The organism is Pelosinus sp. sgz500959 (genome assembly GCF_042610375.1).
Taxonomy (GTDB): Bacteria; Bacillota; Negativicutes; order DSM-13327; family DSM-13327; genus CTSoil-075.
Genome location: NZ_JBGJZL010000003.1, coordinates 33,273 through 56,368, shown reverse-complemented (window position 1 = coordinate 56,368; position 23,096 = coordinate 33,273). Strand labels below are relative to the sequence as shown.

The following is a 23,096-nucleotide window of genomic DNA, read 5'->3' as shown; positions in this document are numbered from 1 at the left end:
TGTATCTTATTGAACGAGGGCTATCCCCCACGCATATAATGATAATAAAAATTAATGAGGTATAGTGTAATGAGAAAAAAAATCAGTTTGTGTATGATTGTAAAAAATGAAGAACTTAATCTTACACGTTGTTTAAGCAGCATTGCTGGAGCTGTTGATGAAGTGATCATCGTTGATACAGGGTCAACGGATCAAACAAAGCAAGTCGCGTTGCGCGCAGGAGCAATTGTCATTTCTCATTTATGGCAAGATGATTTCAGTGCTGCCCGCAATGCTTCTCTAGAAGCAGCGAGTGGCGACTGGATCCTTTTTCTTGATGCGGATGAAGCACTAGAACCGGGGACTGAGCATGCCCTACGACAAGCTGCCGAAGAGGAAAACGAAGGTTATTTTATAAAAATTATTAACTTGATTGGCGCACAAGGAAGTATCGAAACCTCTCCTGATCTGGTATTTCGAATGTTTCGCAACAAGCCGGATTATCGGTTCCGCGGAGCTATCCATGAACAGGTTGTGGATGTCATTTTGGAGAAGAATAGTCAGGCAAAATTTGCAATTGCCGAAAATATCGTTATTCGACATTACGGATATTTGAATCAGCAAATACTGGAAAAAGATAAGAAAACTAGGAATCTCATGATAATTAGAAAGGAATTAGACAAGTCTCCTGACAACCAAATACTACACTATCATTACGGTATCGAATTATATCGAAGCGATCTCTTTGCTGAAGCGGCAGAAGAATTAATCAAGGCGGCCAATCATACTGATCCGAGTACAGTTTATTTCCCAAAATTACTACGCTATATTGCACTGGCTCACTATGGAGCCCAACAATATGACAATGCCTTAGAAGCCATTTCATTAGGACTGCAGTTTTTTCCTAATTATGCAGACTTACATTATTACGGCGGACTCATTCACGTCGAACAAAAAAATTATGCAGGAGCCTTTGAGTGGTTTCAGCGTGCCTTATCAACACCAGAGCAACCAGCCTATTACGCACCTTTTAGTGGCAGTCGGGGATTCCGCGCTCATTATCAATTAGCCCAGTTGGCAGAGGCCTTTGGCAATGAAGAGGAGGCACTGCGATATTATATTCTTAGTTTACAAGATAATCCAAATTTCATTATTTCATTGTCGGCGATTGTTCACATCCTCAACCCTCGCAAAGAACCTGATTATACCAAGCAAGCAGTGGAAAAATTGTGTGATTTCTGTACAGCAGATGCCAAACGTTTGATTGGTACAGTCTATTTTACAGAAAGAGCTTATCCTCTCGCACTTGACTATTTCGAAAAGATAGAACCAGAATCCATGGATGATTACACCAGCATGCTCAAAGCAATCTGTCTTATCCAAGAAAAAAGAATCTTGGAGGCAGTTCGTTTATTCGGCGCTATCCCTCAAGGTCATCCTCAATATCCCTTGGCAAAACTAAATGAAATCCTCTGTTTTTGGTTTGATAAAAAACGTACAAAAGTACGCGTACTATGTGAAGAGTTCTTGGCAATTGGCTTATCTCCCGATACGGGTTCTGTTGTATCAATTTTGAAAAATTCCTTATACAAACGCAACTCTTCTCCCCCAGCCTTTCTCGAAGCTGAAGGAATGTCACTTATAAAAGACATTGTTTTCCGGGCACTTGATCTAAATGAATTACAACTTGCCCAAAATTTGTTAGCAAAGGTAGCCAAACAATCTCAAAAAGAGAACGCTTTAGATCTTGCTCGAATTTTTACTGACTATGGGTATTTGGATATAGCTAAACAGTATACTGAGTTATATTTAGAAGAACATGCCAATAGTCCAGACGCTTGGTGCTCAATGGCCGAAATCTTACAGCAAAAAAATCAGTACGAAGAATCTTGCCTTTGTTATCGTCGCGCATTAACTCTCGCACCACGACAACCCCAGTATTATGTAAAATTAATCCGTCTGTACCAGAAAATGCAACAGGAACTACTAGCTGAAGCTGTCCAAAAATATCCTGATATAGCCATATTTAGCCTATTACAAGGGGAGGCTACGAGTAAATGACACTTCAACGGATCTCGCTGGCAATGATTGTACGCAACGAAGGCAGTCGTCTTGCCCACTGTCTAGATAGTGTCAAAGACGCAGTGGATGAAATCGTGATTGTGGATACAGGTTCATCCGATGACACCATGGAAGTTGCCAGACAATATACCGAAAACGTCTACTCCTATCAATGGAAGGATGATTTTGCTGCCGCACGCAACTATGCGCTCCAGCAAACAACATCTGAATGGATTTTATCATTGGACGCCGACGAACAACTTCATATGGAACCTGATGATTTACGTTCATTACTGAACACCTCTGCCTACTCAGCCTTTTGTCTACCATTATGCGCACTAAAGCCCCTTACAAATAATCATCAATATGATCGCTTTATGGTACTGCGACTCTTTCAACGACAGTACCGTTTCAAAGGCGTGATACATGAACATGTATCCATCGATGATCCTAGTACGGTAGGTTATGCATCTCATCCTATAATTTGGCACACGCCCGTTTCTCTTGCTGAAAGACATCGGCGGCGTGGTCGTAACATTGCTATGTTAAAAAAAACAATATGTACTCAAAATCCGATTGACCCTCATTTATTGTATTATATCGGCACTGAGTGGTTTGGTGTACGGCGCGCTGATCTTGCAATTGATGCTTTCAAGAAGGCTTTAAAGGAGTTTTCTCCAGAACAGATAGCCTTTCGTAGCCCTACTGTTCGACATCTCATTAGTTGCTACAAAAGTGTTGGAAAGCTCGATGAGGCCATCTGCCTTTGCTTAGAAGAAAGTCAACATTATCCCAATTACTGCGATCTCTTCTTTGAAGGCGGAGTTCTATTTGAATTAAAGAAGGAATACGAAGTTGGGATGAAGTGGTTCAAAGAGGCTATTAACTCAGGCCCCCCGCCCCTCCCTTTCTTTCACACAGATGGAACCGACAGCTACCTCGCTTATTACCATTTAGGTTATTGCGCGGAGAAACTTGGTTTAATAAAAGAGGCCAAACATTATTATGAACAGGCTTTACATGCAAATAAAACCTATTATTACCCACTTTACCAACTAGTTTTATTAAAATTGACTCAACAAACTGCCGCTGAGGTATTGGATTTTTTGAAAGAGCGCGATGAGTTAGCACTCCCTGAAGTGTCTGAAAAAATGGCTGAACTCTTTTGGACCGCTGGTTTTCCTGATATCGGTATGCAATGTCTGAACAATACGATCTCTCATCCCACTACCAACTTAGAGTTATTAGCCAGATGTCAACTGTATAGCGGAGAAATTGCCCTTGCATTACAATCCATCGCACAAATCCGTCAAAATGGAATACAAACAACAGTAGAGACAATAGTAGATGAAATCACCGCTTTTATGCTGATCAATCGTTTTAATGAAGCACGACAAGGAATGTGGGAGCTTTGGAGAAGGAAAGATTGTCGAGACACCTTCCGAGCTGTATTTTGTATTTATAAAAAACTATGCCATAATACTCTGTTGCCATTATCCAATCCAAAGTCAATTGGAACTCTACTCGATTTGCAGAATCGCTGTCTACGTGTCCGAGCAAAAAAATTTCAAGAACAACAATGCTTTGCTACATTACTCGCGGCCATAAAAGATATTCTCTTCAATGATAAAGATACATTCGAACGGTTAATCAGCGATCTACAAGAAAAAGAGGACAATGTAAAGCGAAGTTTAGATTATACTTTCACAATACTGAGAGATTTCTATCGATGAATGATCGAATTTTAATTTCATTATGCATGATCACTAAGAATGAAGAACATTGCATTGCTCGTTGTCTCAATAGCGTAGAACACCTTGTGGATGAAATGATCGTTGTTGATACGGGATCAAATGATCATACTGTGAAAATTGCTGCTGAACATGGTGCTAAGATATTTTACTTTACTTGGGTTGATGATTTTTCTGCTGCACGTAATTATGCAATAAGCAAAGCACAGGGACATTGGATATTAGTTTTAGATGCGGATGAGATACTTGTTTCCACCTCTCGCAATGAACTATTAGATTTCCTTCTCACTTCACCAGGAGAAGGATATTATTTAAAAATTAATAGTAATCTCGATCACGGCAATAAAAGCGTGGACGATTATGTGGTTCGTTTATTTAAAAATACACCTGACTATCAATTTGCAGGAGCCATTCATGAACAGATTGCCGGCAGTATTCAAAGTCGCAACCTAAACAGTGGATTAGTGATTGCTCCATTTACGATCAAGCACGATGGATATCTCCGAAAAGAAGTAGAAGGCAAACATAAATTTATCCGAAATACAACTCTCATGAAGAAGGAGTTAATAAAAAACCCCCAGGACCCTTTTTTGAATTATTGTCTTGGCATTGAATATTTACGAAATAAAAACTTTCCCGAAGCCAGTCTATTATTCGATAAAACTATCACTCTGCTACAGGGCGATGAAGGATATGTATCTCAAGTATTGACGGCACTCCTACTCGTAAAATTGACGATACCTGAGGATCTTCATGCCGAAGAGTCATTCTGCAAAGGAATACAAAGCCTACCTGACAACGGTGATCTATCATGTCTATATGGGGTATGGCTTATGCAGCATAAAAGATTTTCAGAAGCGGCGCAAATATTAGAAATGGGAAAATTAAACAGTAGAGAACTGCTAGAACTCAGTCAGTTTAACGCTTTACTAGGAGATGCATACTTTCTAGCCGGTATTTCTAAACAAGGAATAGAGTACTATATTGATGCGTTGTGTGAAGATCCTAAAAATTTGTATCCTCTGATGCGAATACTAGCGGTATGTGGCTGTGAGCCAAATCGAATGTCATGGGAGCCCCTAGTAGAAAAACTCACATGGGAATTCACTAAGGAGTTATTCGAGGAGGCACAAAAAGCAAACATGTTTGAGTTGAGACTTGCCACCATTCTACTGGCGATCATCGAACGTACGAAGGTAAATGACATTACAGGGACCATGGAAAACTGTCGCATCTATCTGCAGATGTTAAAGATCAAAACTCCTCACCCCTTACGTACTCATATATACCTCATATTATCTCTTACTGGGGAAGAATTGCTCTTACAAAGCCAATTTCTCAAATTGGCTGGAGAGTACGATCATAATACCAAACAAACTTTTATCTATAAGGCGATGGGAAATCTACTGCTAATTTCGTTCCTTGTCAAAAATTTATCTCCGAAAGACCCATTAACTTTCTGGGAGGAGTTGTTCATCGGTGAAACGTATATTGATTGCCAGTCCCGTTAGGCAAAAACCTAATATCCTAGTTGAATTCCTCGCTTGTCTGCAATCTTTGGATCGAACAGGTCTTATTCTAGAATTTGTTTTCATTGATGATCACGATACACCGAGTATTGATTTGCAAAAATTTGCTGAAACGAATCTAGGTGTTTCAATTCTAAAAGGTACAGAAAAATCACCCATTTATCAATGTAATGAACAAACACACTACTGGCAAGAAAACATTGTTTGGAAAGTAGCCCGGTATAAAGATGATTTTATTCAATTAGCCCTCCATAAAAAATTCGACTACCTATTTTTAGTTGACTCAGATTTGGCGCTGCATCCAAGTACTCTCATCCATCTTGTCAGCCTCGGTAAAGACATTGTATCTGAGGTATATTGGACCAAGTGGGAACAAGAGTTGCCTCCACTACCTCAAGTATGGGTGGGAGGTCAATATCGTCTCTATGAACTTGAAGCAGGAAAAGAATTAAGCACAGAAGAAATTGCAAAGCGACAAAATGCTTTTTTAAACAAACTCCAATGCCCCGGAACCTATACAGTGGGAGGTCTTGGAGCTTGTACGTTACTCAGTGCCAAAGCTTTAAAATCTGGGGTTACTTTTCAAAAAATCCATAATCTAGATTTAATTGGTGAAGACCGACATTTTTGTGTACGCGCTGTAGCTTTGGGGTTTGACCTTTATGCTGACACTTATTATCCACCCTACCATATGTACCGCGAGTCTGAACTTCCTGGACTCCTTCATCACAAAGCGCAATATGACTATCAAAGAAGTAAATTTCCCCGCTTGACCTTGGCTATGTTAGTACACAATGAAGAAAATCGCTATTTGGAGAAAGTACTAACTCAAGCAGCAGGTTATATCCATCAAGCTGTTATACTTGATGATGCCAGTACAGATAATACTGTAGAAGTCTGTGAACGCTGCCTTGCTACAATCCCTCACCAAATTTTAGTAAACAAAAATGCAAATTTTCATAATGAAATTGTACTGCGTCAGCAATTATGGAATCTGGCAATCGAAACGAAACCTGACTGGATACTGATTCTCGATGCGGACGAAATGTTCGAGGATCACATTGTTGATCTTATGCCCCATTTACTGCGAAACCCCAATTCAGATGTCTATTATTTTCGACTTTATGATATGTGGAGTGAAGTACAATATCGAGAAGACATTCATTGGCAGGCACACAAATATGAACGTCCCTTCTTGGTGCGCTACCAGGCTGATTATCCTTATGTATGGCAGGAAACTCCCCAACATTGCGGTCGATTTCCTATGAATCTTAGTAATTTACGAGGGATTAGCTGTAAACTACGAATTAAACATTGGGGCTGGGCGCAACCAGCTGATCGATTAGAAAAATTTTATCGTTATAAAAAACTAGATCCTGAAGCACGTTACGGAATCAAGGAACAATATCAGTCTATTCTTGACCCTAAGCCAACTCTAATTGATTGGCAAAATGAGGAATAATCAAAAAACAAACTTTTCGGTTCAAATGACCGAAAAGTTTGTTTTATATATATGTTTCTCTGAAATTATACAAAATGACAATGTAAACAACATTAAAAAGCGTCCATTAAATTGTTACAAATCCCCCTCCAATAGATCCGTAAATAATTACTAAAAGCTGGTTCAGGATAATAATGATAGCGAAAATTTCCTTCTTTTAGTTTGCTAAACCATTCTGATACTGCATTGGCAAAGGAAATAGTTGGAGTAAATTGGCTCGCACCAACTGCCCAATGTAAAAGACACTCTTCTTCCGTCGGTTCAATACCAAGAGCATTGATCTGCTCACGTTGGATCTTTAACGCTATTTCCATGAGCTGTCCAGCATATTTACTACTCACTTGACCTTCTGATCTTCGATATTTTAGCAAGACCTCTGGGATATTGGCAATCTCATAATTTTGTGCGATCTGTACCCATAAGGCATAATCCTCTGCATGTGGGTACAAAGGTGAATAGCCCAGACCTGCTTCTACAATGGTTCTTCGAAGCATCACGGAAGGATGGGCAATACAACAGCCAAATAGCAACATGCACTTTACTTCATCTGGAGGAGCAGTAAAGCGCCAAAAAACTTGCTCACAGTCACCAAATAGTTCTACCCAAGTCCCACATACACAGATATTGGGGTTTTGATCCATGAATTCCACCTGCCGAGTTAGCCGTTCTGGTAAGCTAATATCGTCAGCATGCATACATGCAATATACTGTCCTTTCGCTAAGTTAAGCCCCTTATTGAGTGTAGGAATTAACTTAAGATTGGTTTCATTACAGACCACTACAATACGTGGATCGCTGTAGGTTTTAATGATATTCAGACTACCATCTGTAGAACCGTCATCAATAATAATGAATTCAAAGTCAACAAAAGTTTGACCAAGGATACTCTCGATGGCTTCGCTTAGATAAGCCTCTGCATTATATACAGGCATAATGACACTGACTTTAGGTAAAGCATCTTGGATTTTCACACTCTCTACAGTGACATCTTGCACATTTTTTTTAAATTTTAATTCCACCTCTTGGTGGCAGGCATTCGGTAGAAAACCACAGTATTCTTCCACATCAATTCGATACCCGCGTGTAAACATCTCTCTAAGATTATCAGCGGGATAATGAAATGTTTCCCCGGCTCGGTTATTAAAAATGGTTTGCACTTTATTTATAGGATTGCAAAAGGTACAAGAATAGGCATTACATAGGAGAAATTTTTTCTGCTGACAAAAGGCTATTTTATTTTCATTAAGATAGGCTTCTAAGGTATTGGGATTAAAGAAAGAATGCTGCAAAACAGCCATTATATCAACTACTCTAAAAACAGAACTAGAAACCTCCAAGGGATAGCCAAAATCATGCTGGGCTGATGTCCAATCAAATTTTAGAAATTCATGATCAACATTCGTAAAACTTGGCAATTCTTGATCACTTCTTAACATATAACAATAATTTGTATTGGTACCTAGTCTCAGTGAAAATCCTAAAGCATCAAGATTTATGATTAGACTTTCGATAATATTTCCTATTGAGAAATCTCTTACAAATAAATTATCATCAACTAAAAATAATACATATTCATAACTAGCTATGCTTGCTAGAACTTGGGACTCAAAATCCACTTCACTGATAAATTCAACATCTGGATACATACTTACCAATTCTTGATATTGCTGTTCATTCCGTGCGTTAGAGTGTGCCCAAATCACTTTTAAGTCGATATTTTGCACATCCTGACAATGCACATAAAGTGATCTTATTGTTGCATCTAATTGCATGGCTCGGTCTTTACTAAATAGTAATCCGACCACATGTTGCATACATTTATCTCCTTTCGCTTATATAGCGTCAATCAGAGTAACCACTCGATTAATCGTAGACCCAGTCCTTTAATGAGTTTATCCTATGCTTGTTACGCTTGGGACTTTTCTTTTCTTATTTCATTATCTTGACATAAACCGCTACTATCACCCTATATATTATGAAAATCGGACCTCATTCGTGCGTAAATAAGGTTAATTAGGCATTGATCTACCTTGCATCTACTTGTTTTCCTCTAAATCATTATTTTTTGATAAACCAAAAACAGCCACATCCATATTCTTGTTCACTCATCAATTGCAGAGAAGGCTTTGTAATCATACCTTTCCATGAATCATCGGTTATTAACGCCGATTCCTGAACGTTAAAATCATGTTTAAATATCTCATCAATAGCAAAAGGAGAATAGATGCGATGTGCATTAAAGCAGATTCTAGCCGCTCCAACAGGAACTACAAATAATAAACTCCCACCTTTTTTTAATACTCGGCTTAACTCTTTTATCGCTTTTAAATCTCCGTCATAATCCAATTTATCCCCATATCGACCGAGGCCAATATGTTCAATGACATGCATACATGATAATGAATCAATCGACTCATTACCAAAGGGTAATTTTAATAAATCAGCATGTTCAGCCGTCAATCCTGAAATTTGAATGGATGCTGGTCTATAATCGTAGAACTTAATAGGAACAAAGGCAGATACCAATGTGGAAAAATACAAGTAGGAAGATATATCATGATGTATTACTGGTCTGAGTCTTGCTAATACACGAGCTGCCCATGCAGTATGATAAACATAATGAGCATCAAAGGGAGTTCCACTACTATCATCCTGTAGGCAAGGGTATCTTTCATCCCATTCAAAATTAAATCTAGATTTAGTTGCCTTTTCTTGATTTTTAAGTTCTTGAAATGTTTCAAAAAAATAATCTTGTTCCAACTCACTTACCTCTCTTTTTTGCAGTTTATTAACTAGATAAAGCCCTCCACTTCAATTTTTCAGTGTAGGGCTCTAAAAAAATCCATTTACCGCCTAATCTGTAAAGCCTGATTTCAGCCGTATAGGGCGCATAGAAAGGTGATCAAACCAGTTGATCCTCCCTTCCGTGCTCTGAATATAATCTACATCTTCGTCCATAATCAAATCTAAATAAGGTCTTAGGATCTCCAGATTAATTTGAGAGATTTTACCTAATTTAGATTCTCTAACCCAATAGGATTCGTGTCCATAGCGGTGTAAATAATAAGAATCTGGCATTGACACCATTTTTGATCCAGTGGCAAGTTGGCGAAAGCCAAAGCCCCAAGTGTCCATCGCTCCAGCAAATTCAGGATATCCTCCTGCACGCTGCCAGCTTTCCCTAGTAAACAGATAGTTACCACTAGCCCCAGGAACCATGTGAGTACTTAAACAATCATCTAGCGTTGTTTCTTTTTTATAAATCCATTTGTGAGTTATATTTGCTCTATGACCGATGAAAAAGCATATTTCACCAAAAGATGCTACATGGGCGCTGGTTTGCAGCATATATTCCTGCAGTTTCTGGATGGTACTACAGATTAGAATATTATCAGAATCTAAGCAAAACAGAATGTCATACTGGGCATTTTCAATAGCCGTATTACGAGCAGCCCCTCCCCCCTTGTTGACGGAATGATTAATCTTTTTTATCACGGGATGATCAGCTACCAGACCGTCAATGATACTTTCCGTTCCATCTGTAGACCCATCGTTTACTATGACAATCTCGTCTCCTGCACAGAAATTGCCCTTTAAAATAGACAAGACCGACTCTTCTAGATTTTTTTCACAATTATAAGCAGGAATAAAAAAACTAACAGGTTGCTTTCCCGTCATGACTCACTACCTCCGGTCTTTATGGATCTTTATGATTGATCTTATAGCATCGTCATCTTTCCCTATCCTATTCACTGAGCCCCCATATGACCACATTTTTTATATCAACTCACCAGATATAACTGAGAAAAGATATCTTTTCTCAGTTTTCTACGTAGCACCTCTGAATTTGCTGAATATAGTATTATAGATAAGTTTTTATGAGGTGACTGAAATGGAGCAAAAAATTCCAACGATCAGTTTGTGTATGATTGTGAAAAATGAAGAAGACGTGATTGGGCGTTGCTTGGATTCCGTGCAGGGCATTGTTGATGAAATTATAATTGTAGATACTGGTTCAAATGATGGCACGAAAGAAATTGTAAAGAAATATACGAGTAAACTCTATGATTTCCCCTGGATCGATGATTTTGCCGCGGCTCGTAATTTTGCATTTAATTTAGCAACCCAGAATTATATTCTATGGCTCGATGCTGATGACGTAATACTCGAAGCTGATCGTGAACGTTTTATCCTGCTTAAAAACAATCTTGAGCCTTCCGTTGACTCAGTAACCATGCATTACCATGTAGCTCACGATGAAAAGGGTCGTGTGATAGCAAGCCTGCGCCGTAACCGCTTAGTAAAGCGTTCCAATCACTTTAAATGGATTGGAGCTGTACATGAATACCTAGAAGTAGGTGGTTTTATTATAAATAGCGACATCGCCATTACTCACAGCGCCATTAGCCATGATTCCGACCGCAATCTTTGTATCTACGCTGAACGTATGGCAAAGGGAGAACCTTTTTCCCCTCGGGATCTTTATTATTATGCTAATGAATTACACGACCATGGAAAACACGAAGAATCAATAAAATTTTACCAACAATTTTTAGAGACTAAACAGGGGTGGATTGAGGATAATATTGCAGCTTGTGGTAAGCTGGCTGATAGTTTTCTGGTTTTAAATAATCTCGAAAAACATTTGGAATATATTTTTAAATCCTTTACTTACGATACACCACGCGCCGAATTCTGTTGCCGTCTCGGTTCTTATTATTTACAAGCAAATCAGCTGAAACAAGCCACTTTTTGGTATAAAATGGCTACAGACCTTGAAAAACCAGCGGATTGCTTAGGTATGATCAATCATGCTTATTGGACATGGATACCTCATCTACAACTATGTGTATGCTACAACCGGCTAGGAAACCAGGAGCTTTCTTACAAACACAACGAAATCGCAGCAAGTTTTGTCCCAGACCATTCTGCTGTTTTGTACAATCGAAGATATTTTGAAAACTTATACAACTAAATCGATTGTCACACTAATAGTCATGCTACATATTATATTCCATAACCACTATTTCTCTAAAAGGAGGTCAATATTTTTTATGTCTTTCAAGGATCAATCAACTAAAAATAAGCGCACCAATATAGGCAATGATGGAGTAAATACCACCCAGGAAAACAACTTAGCCGCTACAGAAACTGATGACCGAGCTAATACCATTACCGCTGGTTTTGGCTCCCTAACTGAATGTGGATGCACACCAGTATGCCCAATATGTCCTACTGGTACTACTGGTACCACTGGTACCACTGGCACTACTGGTAGTGCTACTGGCACTACTGGTACTACTGGTACTACTGGAACCACTGGTACTACTGGTACTACTGGTACTACTGGTACTACTGGAACCACTGGAACCACTGGTACTACTGGTTCTACTGGAACCACTGGCACTACTGGCACTACTGGAACCACTGGCACTACTGGAACCACTGGCACTACTGGAACCACTGGTACTACTGGAACCACTGGTACTACTGGTACTACTGGTACTACTGGTACTACTGGAACCACTGGTACTACTGGTACTACTGGTACTACTGGTACTACTGGTACTACTGGTACTACTGGTACTACTGGTACTACTGGTACTACTGGATCAACTGGCGGCGCTACTGGTACTACTGGAACCACTGGTACTACTGGTACCACTGGTACCACTGGCACTACTGGTACCACTGGCACTACTGGAACCACTGGTACTACTGGAACCACTGGTACTACTGGAACCACTGGTACTACTGGAACCACTGGTACTACTGGAACCACTGGTACTACTGGAACCACTGGTACTACTGGAACCACTGGTACTACTGGAACCACTGGCGCACCTGGTGGTGGCGCTATAATCGCATATGCATCAGGTATCCCTGCTATACTGGCTACTCTTGCGAGTGGATTAGTTGATACTGTAGACCTCGTCGGCTTTGGAAGTTCGATCCCTGGTATTACTGTGAGTCCAGGTCCAATAATCAATATCCCTAATTCAGTTTTATCTCTTAATTACGCATTTTCCGTTCCCCGTGCGGGAACAATTACCGATATAACTGCATATTTTACGACTGTATTGCCAATAGTACCACCTTTGGCAGCCATCACTATAACGGTTACAGCACAATTATTTATTTCAACCGCACCTAACAACTCTTTTAGTCCACTTACGGGTGCTTCTGTAGTATTACCAACCTTCACAGGTGCAGCTCCAGCTGGTACGATTCGTTTTGATAGTACTACAGGACTGTCTATCGATGTAGATCCAGAAGATCGTCTATTAATGGTATTTTCTGCAACAACTACAGGGGGACTGGGTCTTGTTGGTACCGTTATCACTGGTTACGCAAGTGCAGGTGTTAATATCATTTAATCCAGAATTGTTTAAGGAAAAATCGTAGAAGCAATTCACTCTAATCCTTCAAAAGTATGAAATCCACTTGTCTTAGACTATGAAAGACCTAGTAAGCACCCTTCCTCGAAGGAATGGGTGCTTACTATTTTGGTGTTATTACCTAATTATAAAAGAGAAATCACTAAATTTTATTGTCTTTCTACTCATGTCACCATTTGTAATAAACGACTATCTACCCCTCTATTTTCCAACATATTGGTACACTACTAGTAATTTTACATATTATATTACATAAACACTATTTTTCTAAAAGGAGGTCAATATTTTTATGTCTTTCAAGGAGCAATCAACTAAAAATAAGCGCACCAACATCGGCAACGATGGAGTAAATACCACCCAGGAAAACAACTTAGAGGCTACAGAAACTGATGACCGAGCTAATACTATTACCGCCGCTTTTGGATCCCTAACTGAATGCGGATGCACACCAGTATGCCCAATATGTCCTACTGGCACTACTGGTACTACTGGTACTACTGGCACTACTGGCACTACTGGCACTACTGGCACTACTGGCACTACTGGCACTACTGGTACTACTGGTACTACTGGCACTACTGGCACTACTGGCACTGGTACTACTGGTACTACTGGCACTACTGGCACTACTGGCACTACTGGTACTACTGGTACTACTGGTACTACTGGTACTACTGGTACTACTGGTACTACTGGTACTACTGGTACTACTGGTACTACTGGTACTACTGGTACTACTGGTACTACTGGTACTACTGGAAGCTCAGCTAATTCCCCATGGGCCTACGTTCGTCGCAATTCCGATCAAACTTTAACTCCTAACGACTATGTTATATGGGAGAATATTCTTAGTTCTAGCACAGATATAACAATATCAGGCACTGACATCATCATCATACCGAACGGTATTTACCTTATCCAAGCGTTTACCAATTATAACGGTACAAGTGCGTTCGTATTGGAGCTTAATGGTACTGAGCAGACACCACAAACACTCTATTCCCAAAATGATGGGACCACTATGACAATTATCCTCGAAGTGTGCGCTCCAATTACTTCTTCCATACTAAGATTAAAAGTAAAAGGCAATAAGACTATAGATTCCGACCTCATTGACGGCCAAAATTCAGTATCTGCAGCAATGACAATATTTAGAATCGACAATGCAGTTTGTCCATAATTGAATTGAAAAATAGATCTAATGTGCCGTAGAAAATATAACCTAATAAGTAAGTTAAACTATGCAAAACCTTTGTAAGCACCCTTATTCTAAGGAATAGGTGCTTACTTTTTTAGTCGATACACTTAATTATAAAAGAGAAATCACTGAACATTGCTACCTTTCTACTCATATCATCATTTGTAATAAACGAATATCTGACCCTCTATTTTCCAATATATTGGTACACTACTAGTAATGTTACATATTATATTACATAAGCACTATTTTTCTAAAAGGAGGTCAATATTTTTTATGTCTTTCAAGGAGCAATCAACTAAAAATAAACGCACCAACATCGGCAACGATGGTATAGATACCATGCGGGGTAATAACCTAGAGACTACAGAAACGGATGACCGAGCTAATACCATTACCGCCGGTTTTGGATCCTTAACTGAATGCGGATGTACACCTGTATGTCCAATATGTCCTACTGGAGCTACTGGTACTACTGGTACTACTGGCACTACTGGTAGCGCTACCGGCACTACTGGTACTACTGGCACTACTGGCACTACTGGTACTACTGGTACTACTGGTACCACTGGTACTACTGGCACTACTGGCACTACTGGCGCTACTGGCGCTACTGGTGGTACTACTGGTACTACTGGTACTACTGGAACCACTGGTGCTACTGGTGGTACTACTGGTACTACTGGTACTACTGGTACTACTGGTACTACTGGTACTACTGGTACTACTGGTACTACTGGTACTACTGGTACTACTGGTGCTACTGGTACTACTGGTACTACTGGTACTACTGGTACTACTGGTGCTACTGGCGCTACTGGTGGAACTACTGGAACTACTGGTACTACTGGCACTACTGGCACTACTGGCACTACTGGTACTACTGGCACTGCTGGCACTACTGGCACTACTGGCACTACTGGCACTACTGGCACTGCTGGCACTACTGGCACTACTGGCACTACTGGCACTACTGGCACTACTGGCACTACTGGTACTACTGGTACTACTGGTACTACTGGAGGAGTATTAGGCTTTGCAGATTTCTTTGCGTTGATGCCTCCTAATAATGCAACAACAGTTGCTGCCGGTTCAGACGTAAGCTTTCCACAAGATGGACCTACTAGTGGTACTACTATTGCCCGTACTGGTCCCAGCACATTTAGCTTATCTGCAATTGGCACTTATCAAGTATTGTTTCAGGTGAGTGTGACCGAAGCGGGCCAACTGATTTTAACTCTTAATTCGGGATTAGGAGCCATTGACCTAACCTCTACGGTGGTTGGGAGAGCAACAGGTACTTCTCAGATAATAGGAATGGCTCTTGTGACAACGACAGCCATCAATTCAATACTAACTGTACGAAATCCCTCTGGCAATTCACCGGCATTAACCATCACTCCCCTCGCGGGAGGAGCAAGACCGGTTTCAGCACATCTTATAATCACACAACTCGCATAGGCGGAAAGTCTAAGAAGATAATTATAATTTTTCTAAGCACCCTTCCATTAAGGAATGGGTGCTTAGGGTTTGAATAAATATACCCCTTACTTTGCTGTCCTTCTTTGACATCACAGTAAGGAGTAATTTATACAGAATCATAGTGTTATTTTTTACATAATTTATCAATCACCACAGCAGCAATTTTAGTTAATAAATGAATATCGATTGCCAATGGTAAATGAATATACTTATGCACTATTTTATTTATTGGTATATCCTGATAAATAATATCATCGGCTAAATTTCCCCAACGATCATCTGGCAATAAATCAATAGTCAATCCAGCATGTGCTGACGGTAGCAGCATATTAGAACCATGCACACCTATGACTAAGTGACTTTCCCCATAAATCTGACACATCGATCTTTCCAAATCCTCAGTATACTTTTCAACACGGCAATCATCAATCCAACATGGAAAAGCAGTTTCCCGCCCTAAGCCCGCTACGGTAAAAATAGCATGGGGAAAATGAATTCTTAACTGCTCAAAAAGTTGGCAAATATTTTTTTGTTGTTGCTCAAGACTATATAGTCTTATCTCAGGACTGATGCCATGATATAAATATACTTTTTGGGGGCTCCAAACCCGATCACTGCGCCAAATAAACGTAATCCGAAAATCCTGCTTTTCAAAATTATATTGGGGTGCTCTAGTATATCTTGTAATATTACAAAAAGGCGGTTGATGAACGCCTTTACTGACATATACCAAATCAAACCGTTCACATTCCCTATTGATTCTCTGGTCTAGTTCAGGATAAAAATTGAGCATTTTTCCTAGAGGAATATTTACTGTCCATATTTCAGCTACACTATCGGGTACTAACCATCGCAAAATATCAGGTATAATGATAATGATACCAAGAGATGTCTGCTGATTTAAATAATATTCAAGATCCAATAATTTAATCAGGCAATGACCATATAGAAAATCAAGGCAATTTAGAATAACAACCTCTTGATGATCCTTTATTTTTTCAACCTTTATTGCAAGATTCGGATAGTCTTGAGGGCTAGCCAGTGACTGTCGTAATGGTCTGCCAAACCAACCCACGTAATCAGTCTTACCATACAGCTGAATTAGATCACCAGTCAATAAATTCACTTGAAATGGTGCATCAATGGAAAACATCATTCTAAAATCTTCAAGGAACAAGGTTTGACAAGAAGGGCACTTAAAAACTCCACAAGTATGCTGCCCTTGCCATAACACTCTAAATGGATTGATTTCTTGGCCGCAGCCTGGACATGTACCTTGGTGTTCAATCCTAGGTTTTATTTGTATCATAAGGCACACTCATTTTTATAGAATTCTTCAGCTAAATAGGCTCCATCCTGCCCAGTTATAGCAGTAATCAATACCACTTTATTCATTTAACATTATCCCCTCTTACTTAATGCCGTCTTCTTCTTTTCTTTTTATACACCTGTGTCTGATCCTCACTATTTAAATTTACTTCTTGCGAGACTACGCTATTGTTATATTGCTGTGTCTCTGTCATGATACATCCTTTTTCTTGGGACTTACATTTCTGGCGAATGGATGATATTTCTTGTTTCAGAGCTGATATCTCACGAATGAAAAAATTCTCCCGTAACCTCTGCTGAGCCTCGATACCGTGTGGACGAGTTGCAATTTCTTCTACGACATACTGTATATAGGCCATATCTTCGTTTAACCGACCTTGATGTTCTTCCATTCTTTCCTGCCACTCAGTGATTATAACTTTCCCTTCACTGTTTTGAAATGACTGAAGCGCTGCCACTTGAGATGTTAAGAAAGCTACTTCTTGCCTAAGCATGTTATCGTTATACTTCAATTGTTCATTTATATACTTAAAATGCTCATCAAATTTCGCTAATATGTTATGCTGTATTTGCCGTATATCTGCCTGCAGATTAGTCTCACGTGCTTCCAAACTATTTTTCCATTCACTCCCTGCTATCTTACATTCTTTTTCTTGATGTAATTGAGACTGAACGAACATTGTAAATTCACTCTTCAGTGATAAAATTTCCTGATTCAATGATTGTCCTAACTTGTTAATTTGTTCTTCAAAACCCGCGTCTTCAGAAGCACTTTCAATTCCCCTCTTCAATGATACAAATTCTTCATTTAGAGATTGACCCAGCTTATCAATCTGCTCTTCTACAGCCGTTCCCTGAGCTACACTTCCAAATTCATTCTTCAATGATAGAATTTCCTGATTCATCAATTGACTCAGCTTATCAATCTGCTCTTCTACAACCTTCCCCTGAGCTATACTTCCAAGTTCAATTTTCAGTGATACGATTTCTTGATTCAGGGATTGCCCCAGCTTATCAATCTGCTCTTCTACAGCCGTCCCCTGAGCTACACTTCCAAATTCATTCTTCAATGATAGAATTTCCTGATTCATCAATTGCCCCAGCTTATCAATCTGCTCTTCTACAGCCGTCCCTTGAGCTATACTTCCAAATTCACTTTTCAGTGATACGATTTCTTGATTTAGGGATTGACCCAGCTTATCAATCTGCTCTTCTACAGCCGTCCCTTGAGCTATACTTCCAAATTCACTTTTCAGTGATACGATTTCTTGATTTAGGGATTGACCCAGCTTATCAATCTGCTCTTCCACAGCCGTCCCCTGAGCCACACTTCCAAATTCATTCTTCAATGATAGAATTTCCTGATTCATCAATTGACCCAGCTTATCAATCTGCTCTTCTACAGCCGTCCCTTGAGCTATACTTCCAAATTCACTTTTCAGTGATACGATTTCTTGATTTAGGGATTGACCCAGCTTATCAATCTGCTCTTCCACAGCCGTCCCCTGAGCTATACTTCCAAGTTCATTCTTCAGTGATAAAATTTCCTGATTCATCGATTGACCCAGCTTATCAATCTGCTCTTCTACAGCCGTCCCTTGAGCTATACTTCCAAATTCACTTTTCAGTGATACGATTTCTTGATTTAGGGATTGACCCAGCTTATCAATCTGCTCTTCCACAGCCGTCCCCTGAGCTATACTTCCAAGTTCATTTTTCAGTGATACAATTTCTTGATTTAGGGATTGACCCAGCTTATCAATCTGCTCTTCTACAACCTTCCCCTGAGCTATACTTCCAAGTTCACTTTTCAGTGATACGATTTCTTGATTTATGGATTGGTCCAACTTATCAATCTGCTCTTCTACAACCGTCCCCTGAGCTATACTTCCAAGTTCATTTTTCAGTGATACGATTTCTTGATTCATCAATTGACCCAGTTTATCAATCTGCTCTTCTACAGCCGTCCCCTGAGCTATACTTCCAAGTTCATTTTTCAGTGATACGATTTCTTGATTTATCAATTGACCCAGTTTATCAATCTGCTCTTCTACAGCCGTCCCCTGAGCTATACTTCCAAGTTCATTTTTCAGTGATACGATTTCTTGATTTATGGATTGGTCCAGCTTATCAATCTGCTCTTCTACAACCTTCCCCTGAGCTATACTTCCAAGTTCATTTTTCAATGATACGATTTCTTGATTCATCAATTGACCCAGTTTATCAATCTGCTCTTCTACAGCCGTCCCCTGAGCTATACTTCCAAGTTCATTTTTCAGTGATACGATTTCTTGATTTATGGATTGGTCCAGTTTATCAATCTGCTCTTCTACAGCCGTCCCCTGAGCTATACTTCCAAGTTCATTTTTCAGTGATACGATTTCTTGATTTATGGATTGGTCCAGCTTATCAATCTGCTCTTCTACAACCGTCCCCTGAGCTATACTTCCAAGTTCACTTTTCAGTGATACGATTTCTTGATTCAGGGATTGACCCAGTTTATCAATCTGCTCTTCTACAGCCTTCCCCTGAGCTATACTTCCAAGTTCACTTTTCAGTGATACGATTTCTTGATTCATCAATTGACCCAGTTTATCAATCTGCTCTTCTACAGCCTTCCCCTGAGCTATACTTCCAAGTTCACTTTTCAGTGATACGATTTCTTGATTTATGGATTGACCCAGTTTATCAATCTGCTCTTCTACAGCCGTCCCTTGAGCTATACTTCCAAATTCACTCTTTAATGATCGAATTTCCTGATTCATCAATTGACCCAGTTTATTAATCTGCTCTTCTACAGCTGTTCCCTGAGCTATACTTCCAAGTTCACTCTTTAATGATCGAATTTCCTGATTCATCAATTGACCCAGTTTATCAATCTGCTCTTCTACAGCCGTCCCCTGAGCTACAATTCCAAATTCGCTCTTTAATGATAGAAATTCCTGATTCATCAATTGTCTCAGTTTATCAATCTGCTCTTCTAAAGCCGTGCCTTCAGCTACAATTGCAAATTCACCTTTCAGGGATATAATTTCCCGATTAAGAGATTGCCCGAGTTGATCAATTTGTTCTTTTAAGACTGCATTATGTAAAAGAGCATCCTCACAAATATTATTTTTCGCCATATTTTTATCTATATAATTGTCGGGTATCACGACGGGCTGATTTGATATAATTACATTTCCCAGACCATCAATTTTTTGCCCATGGCGCAGTGCCCATTGTAGTTGATTGATGTCGATGGGATTACCAGAATTATCATCCTGGTTAATCATAATTTGCCAACTCCTTTTTATGTATATTCACTTATTTCTTTACATGTCAAGAAAACTTCACTCAAATATGTATTCTAATATATGTAATCGGATAGATTTTGGTGAAACTCAGAGGATATTTTAGAATGGAAAAAGAGCCTCTTCATCAGTATGAGACTAATGAAGAGGCTCTAAATTCATATTCTATTATCTGATTTGCCCATTAACTGTAATCAGGTATTTAATACTAGTAAGCTTTGCTAGCTCCAACTGTAAACGTGTGGTATTATCAGTACCCTTGGTAATATGGGATAAAATTAGTAGTAAACTAGGCTTTTCTTCTTTTTAACAATAAAATTTTATCATTACCACGATTAGTCCTACGTCCTTCTTCCAAACATTCTTTTTCCATGTTAAATTTCCAAAAATTCTTTTGACAAGATTGGCAAATATAAACCGACTTGAAAATCAAAGTTCCTGCTCTCCTGAGATAAATTTCACCTGTTGCATTCTTTCCGCACTTTTCACAACAATGAAATATCCGGCTTAAAAGCCGGCGTAAAACCCGTTTGATGACAGTGATCATAAAATCTACCAGCCCTTCATATTTAAAATTTCCTCTTACAATCTTTAAAAATCAATCTCTGTTGAGGTTTATCTACGGATTTAAATTCCGACATATTATTGTACCTTAAATTATAGGAAAATTGTTGGGGCAAAAAGTAGTACAATATTTGTCGAATTGTATATAACATAAAAACTATACCTCCTTTTAGGGGAACTTTCTTATATGAAAGCAAGAATGGCTTTAGTTCTCTTTTCTCTCCCATATGGATAAAGAAAATTTTAAAAATTGTTTATTGCTGTCGAAATAATAGAAATAATATACTTATTTATACGTAATTTTACCATTATATCTCTTTTTTTACCATTATCCAAGAGTCTAAACTTTTAACTATAAGCTTATCCATTTGGATAATACACAGATATTTTTTACGCTATACTCAGCTACTATAAGATAAGCCTCCTAATCAGCATACTACTGATTAGGAGGCTTATCATTTATATTCTGTTATCGTATTTGCCCATTACCATTAATTAAATATTTAATACTAGTAAGCTCAGCTAGCCCCATAGGTCCACGTGCATGAATTTTTTGAGTACTGATGCCAATTTCGGCACCAAAGCCAAATTCAAAGCCATCAGTAAAGCGAGTAGAAGCATTGACATAAACAGCAGCAGCATCAACTTCTTGCTGAAAACGTGTGGCATTATCAGTATTCTTGGTAATAATGGCTTCTGAATGGAGAGTACTGTATTGGTGAATATGATCAAGAGCTTCATCAAGATCAGCAACCACTTTAACCGACAAGATAAAGTCCAAGTATTCTGTGGCCCAATCTTCATCACTGGCAAGTTTCACTATTTCATGATACTTCATAGTCTCCAGGCAGCCTCTTAACTCTACACCAGCTTTCTGATACAGACTCAACATCGAGGGCAAAAACTGTTCCGCGATTCTTTGATGTACTAACAGCGTTTCCATGGTATTACACGTACCAGGTCTAGAAATTTTAGCGTTTAAAGCAACTTCCTGCGCCATATGAAGATCAGCCGACTCATCAATAAAAGTATGACAAATCCCTGTACCCGTTTCAATGACTGGCACCGTGCTATTTTCAACCACGGTTTTAATCAGCCCAGCACCACCCCGCGGAATGATGACATCAAGATATTGATTCAGTTTCAGCATCGCATTCACAGCCTGGCGATCAGTCGTCTCGATCAATTGAAGGGCACCAACTGGGATACCAGCCTCATAGGCAGCCTCTGCAATCACTTTGATAATGGCAATATTAGAATGGATGGCTTCTGATCCACCACGTAGCAGTACCGCATTACCAGCTTTAAGGCAAAGACCTGTTGCATCGACTGTCACATTCGGTCTGGACTCATAAATAATACCAATCACCCCAAGTGGCACACGCACTTTGTTGATTTCCAGTCCATTCGGACGGCGCACTTGACTGAGCACTTCACCAATAGGATCAGGTAAGGCAGCAATCTGTCTAAGCCCCTCAGCCATAGCCTGAATTCGGCTCTCAGTAAGTCTTAGGCGATCAAGCATGGACTCTGGCAAGCCTTTAACCCTACCATTTTCCACATCAATCGCATTTGCGGTCAGAATACTTACATACTCTTGTTCCAGAGCATCCGCCATACTGACAAGTGCCTTATTTTTGATAGAGGTCGATAAAGTAGCAAGTTTTCTCCCAGCCTGCTTAGCGCTTTTTCCTTTAGCAGTCAATTCTGACAGATAATCCATATAAAAATCTCCCCTCGTAGCAACTTATTTGTGTCATCAGAAAATGTATCGCATTGCAAATTCAAGTAAGAATGACTAAGTCTTACGCCTGCGTCTATAGGTGTATCCTAGAGCAAACCCTCTCTCTTGTATTAATGCAATCATTCGATATTTTGAATAATAAAGTAGTGTTAATTATAACCTTTAACGCTTGATTTTACTAGCATTTTTTATCATTTAACCTTCTTATATTCTGATCTGTTTTAAGTACCGATTATAATAAAATCCCGTCCTAAAATAATTCTCTAA

14 protein-coding genes are annotated in these 23,096 nt (G+C 39.3%); 8 read left to right on the top strand and 6 right to left on the bottom strand.

What is annotated here, in order from left to right; translation table 11 throughout:
- Positions 1-69: 69 nt before the first annotated feature.
- From ACAN52_RS05135 to ACAN52_RS05120, 4 genes are read left to right on the top strand one after another with little or no spacing between them, the layout of a single operon-like run.
- Positions 70-2,040 (top strand): glycosyltransferase, encoded by a 1,971-nt coding sequence (locus ACAN52_RS05135; RefSeq protein WP_378953200.1) that lies wholly within the window; start codon positions 70-72, stop codon positions 2,038-2,040.
- The gene (locus ACAN52_RS05130) at positions 2,037-3,773 is read left to right on the top strand and encodes a glycosyltransferase (protein WP_378953198.1); all 1,737 of its coding nucleotides are present in this window, start codon (positions 2,037-2,039) and stop codon (positions 3,771-3,773) included. Before ACAN52_RS05135 ends, ACAN52_RS05130 begins: the two co-directional genes overlap by 4 nt.
- A complete protein-coding gene (locus tag ACAN52_RS05125; RefSeq protein WP_378953196.1) occupies positions 3,770-5,302 on the top strand; it encodes a glycosyltransferase in 1,533 nt (510 codons plus the stop codon). The genes ACAN52_RS05130 and ACAN52_RS05125 overlap by 4 nt, the downstream gene beginning before the upstream one ends.
- Positions 5,271-6,782, top strand: coding sequence for a glycosyltransferase (locus tag ACAN52_RS05120; RefSeq protein WP_378953194.1), 1,512 nt, complete (start codon positions 5,271-5,273; stop codon positions 6,780-6,782). The genes ACAN52_RS05125 and ACAN52_RS05120 overlap by 32 nt, the downstream gene beginning before the upstream one ends.
- A gap of 92 nt (positions 6,783-6,874) precedes the next feature.
- On the opposite strand, the gene ACAN52_RS05115 is transcribed toward ACAN52_RS05120, so the two are convergent.
- The 3 genes from ACAN52_RS05115 to ACAN52_RS05105 form a co-directional block, all read right to left on the bottom strand.
- A complete protein-coding gene (locus ACAN52_RS05115; protein WP_378953192.1) occupies positions 6,875-8,635 on the bottom strand; it encodes a glycosyltransferase family 2 protein in 1,761 nt (586 codons plus the stop codon).
- Positions 8,636-8,879: 244 nt separating this feature from the next.
- The gene (locus ACAN52_RS05110) at positions 8,880-9,581 is read right to left on the bottom strand and encodes a DUF268 domain-containing protein (protein WP_378953190.1); all 702 of its coding nucleotides are present in this window, start codon (positions 9,579-9,581) and stop codon (positions 8,880-8,882) included.
- Positions 9,582-9,674: 93 nt separating this feature from the next.
- Positions 9,675-10,499, bottom strand: coding sequence for a glycosyltransferase family 2 protein (locus ACAN52_RS05105; protein ID WP_378953188.1), 825 nt, complete (start codon positions 10,497-10,499; stop codon positions 9,675-9,677).
- Between the two features lie 214 nt (positions 10,500-10,713).
- Here ACAN52_RS05105 and ACAN52_RS05100 point away from each other — a divergent pair, with 214 nt between their 5' ends.
- The 4 genes from ACAN52_RS05100 to ACAN52_RS05085 all read left to right on the top strand — a co-directional run bounded on the left by ACAN52_RS05100 (position 10,714) and on the right by ACAN52_RS05085 (position 15,878).
- Complete coding sequence (locus ACAN52_RS05100) at positions 10,714-11,796, top strand: glycosyltransferase (RefSeq protein ID WP_378953186.1); 1,083 nt, start codon at positions 10,714-10,716, stop codon at positions 11,794-11,796.
- 79 nt (positions 11,797-11,875) lie between these two features.
- On the top strand, positions 11,876-13,198 hold the full coding sequence (locus tag ACAN52_RS05095; RefSeq protein WP_378953184.1) for an exosporium glycoprotein BclB-related protein: 1,323 nt from the start codon (positions 11,876-11,878) through the stop codon (positions 13,196-13,198).
- A 310-nt stretch (positions 13,199-13,508) separates the two neighbouring features.
- A complete protein-coding gene (locus ACAN52_RS05090; protein ID WP_378953182.1) occupies positions 13,509-14,399 on the top strand; it encodes a hypothetical protein in 891 nt (296 codons plus the stop codon).
- A gap of 294 nt (positions 14,400-14,693) precedes the next feature.
- The gene (locus ACAN52_RS05085; RefSeq protein WP_378953180.1) at positions 14,694-15,878 is read left to right on the top strand and encodes a hypothetical protein; all 1,185 of its coding nucleotides are present in this window, start codon (positions 14,694-14,696) and stop codon (positions 15,876-15,878) included.
- Between the two features lie 145 nt (positions 15,879-16,023).
- On the opposite strand, the gene ACAN52_RS05080 is transcribed toward ACAN52_RS05085, so the two are convergent.
- From ACAN52_RS05080 to ACAN52_RS05070, 3 genes are all read right to left on the bottom strand, one after another.
- Positions 16,024-17,208, bottom strand: coding sequence for a hypothetical protein (locus ACAN52_RS05080; protein ID WP_378953178.1), 1,185 nt, complete (start codon positions 17,206-17,208; stop codon positions 16,024-16,026).
- 106 nt (positions 17,209-17,314) lie between these two features.
- Entirely contained in the window at positions 17,315-20,503 is a 3,189-nt protein-coding gene (locus tag ACAN52_RS05075; RefSeq protein WP_378953176.1) for a hypothetical protein, read from the bottom strand.
- Positions 20,504-21,554: 1,051 nt separating this feature from the next.
- The gene (locus tag ACAN52_RS05070) at positions 21,555-22,808 is read right to left on the bottom strand and encodes a glutamate-5-semialdehyde dehydrogenase (protein ID WP_378953174.1); all 1,254 of its coding nucleotides are present in this window, start codon (positions 22,806-22,808) and stop codon (positions 21,555-21,557) included.
- Between the last annotated feature and the right edge of the window lie 288 nt (positions 22,809-23,096).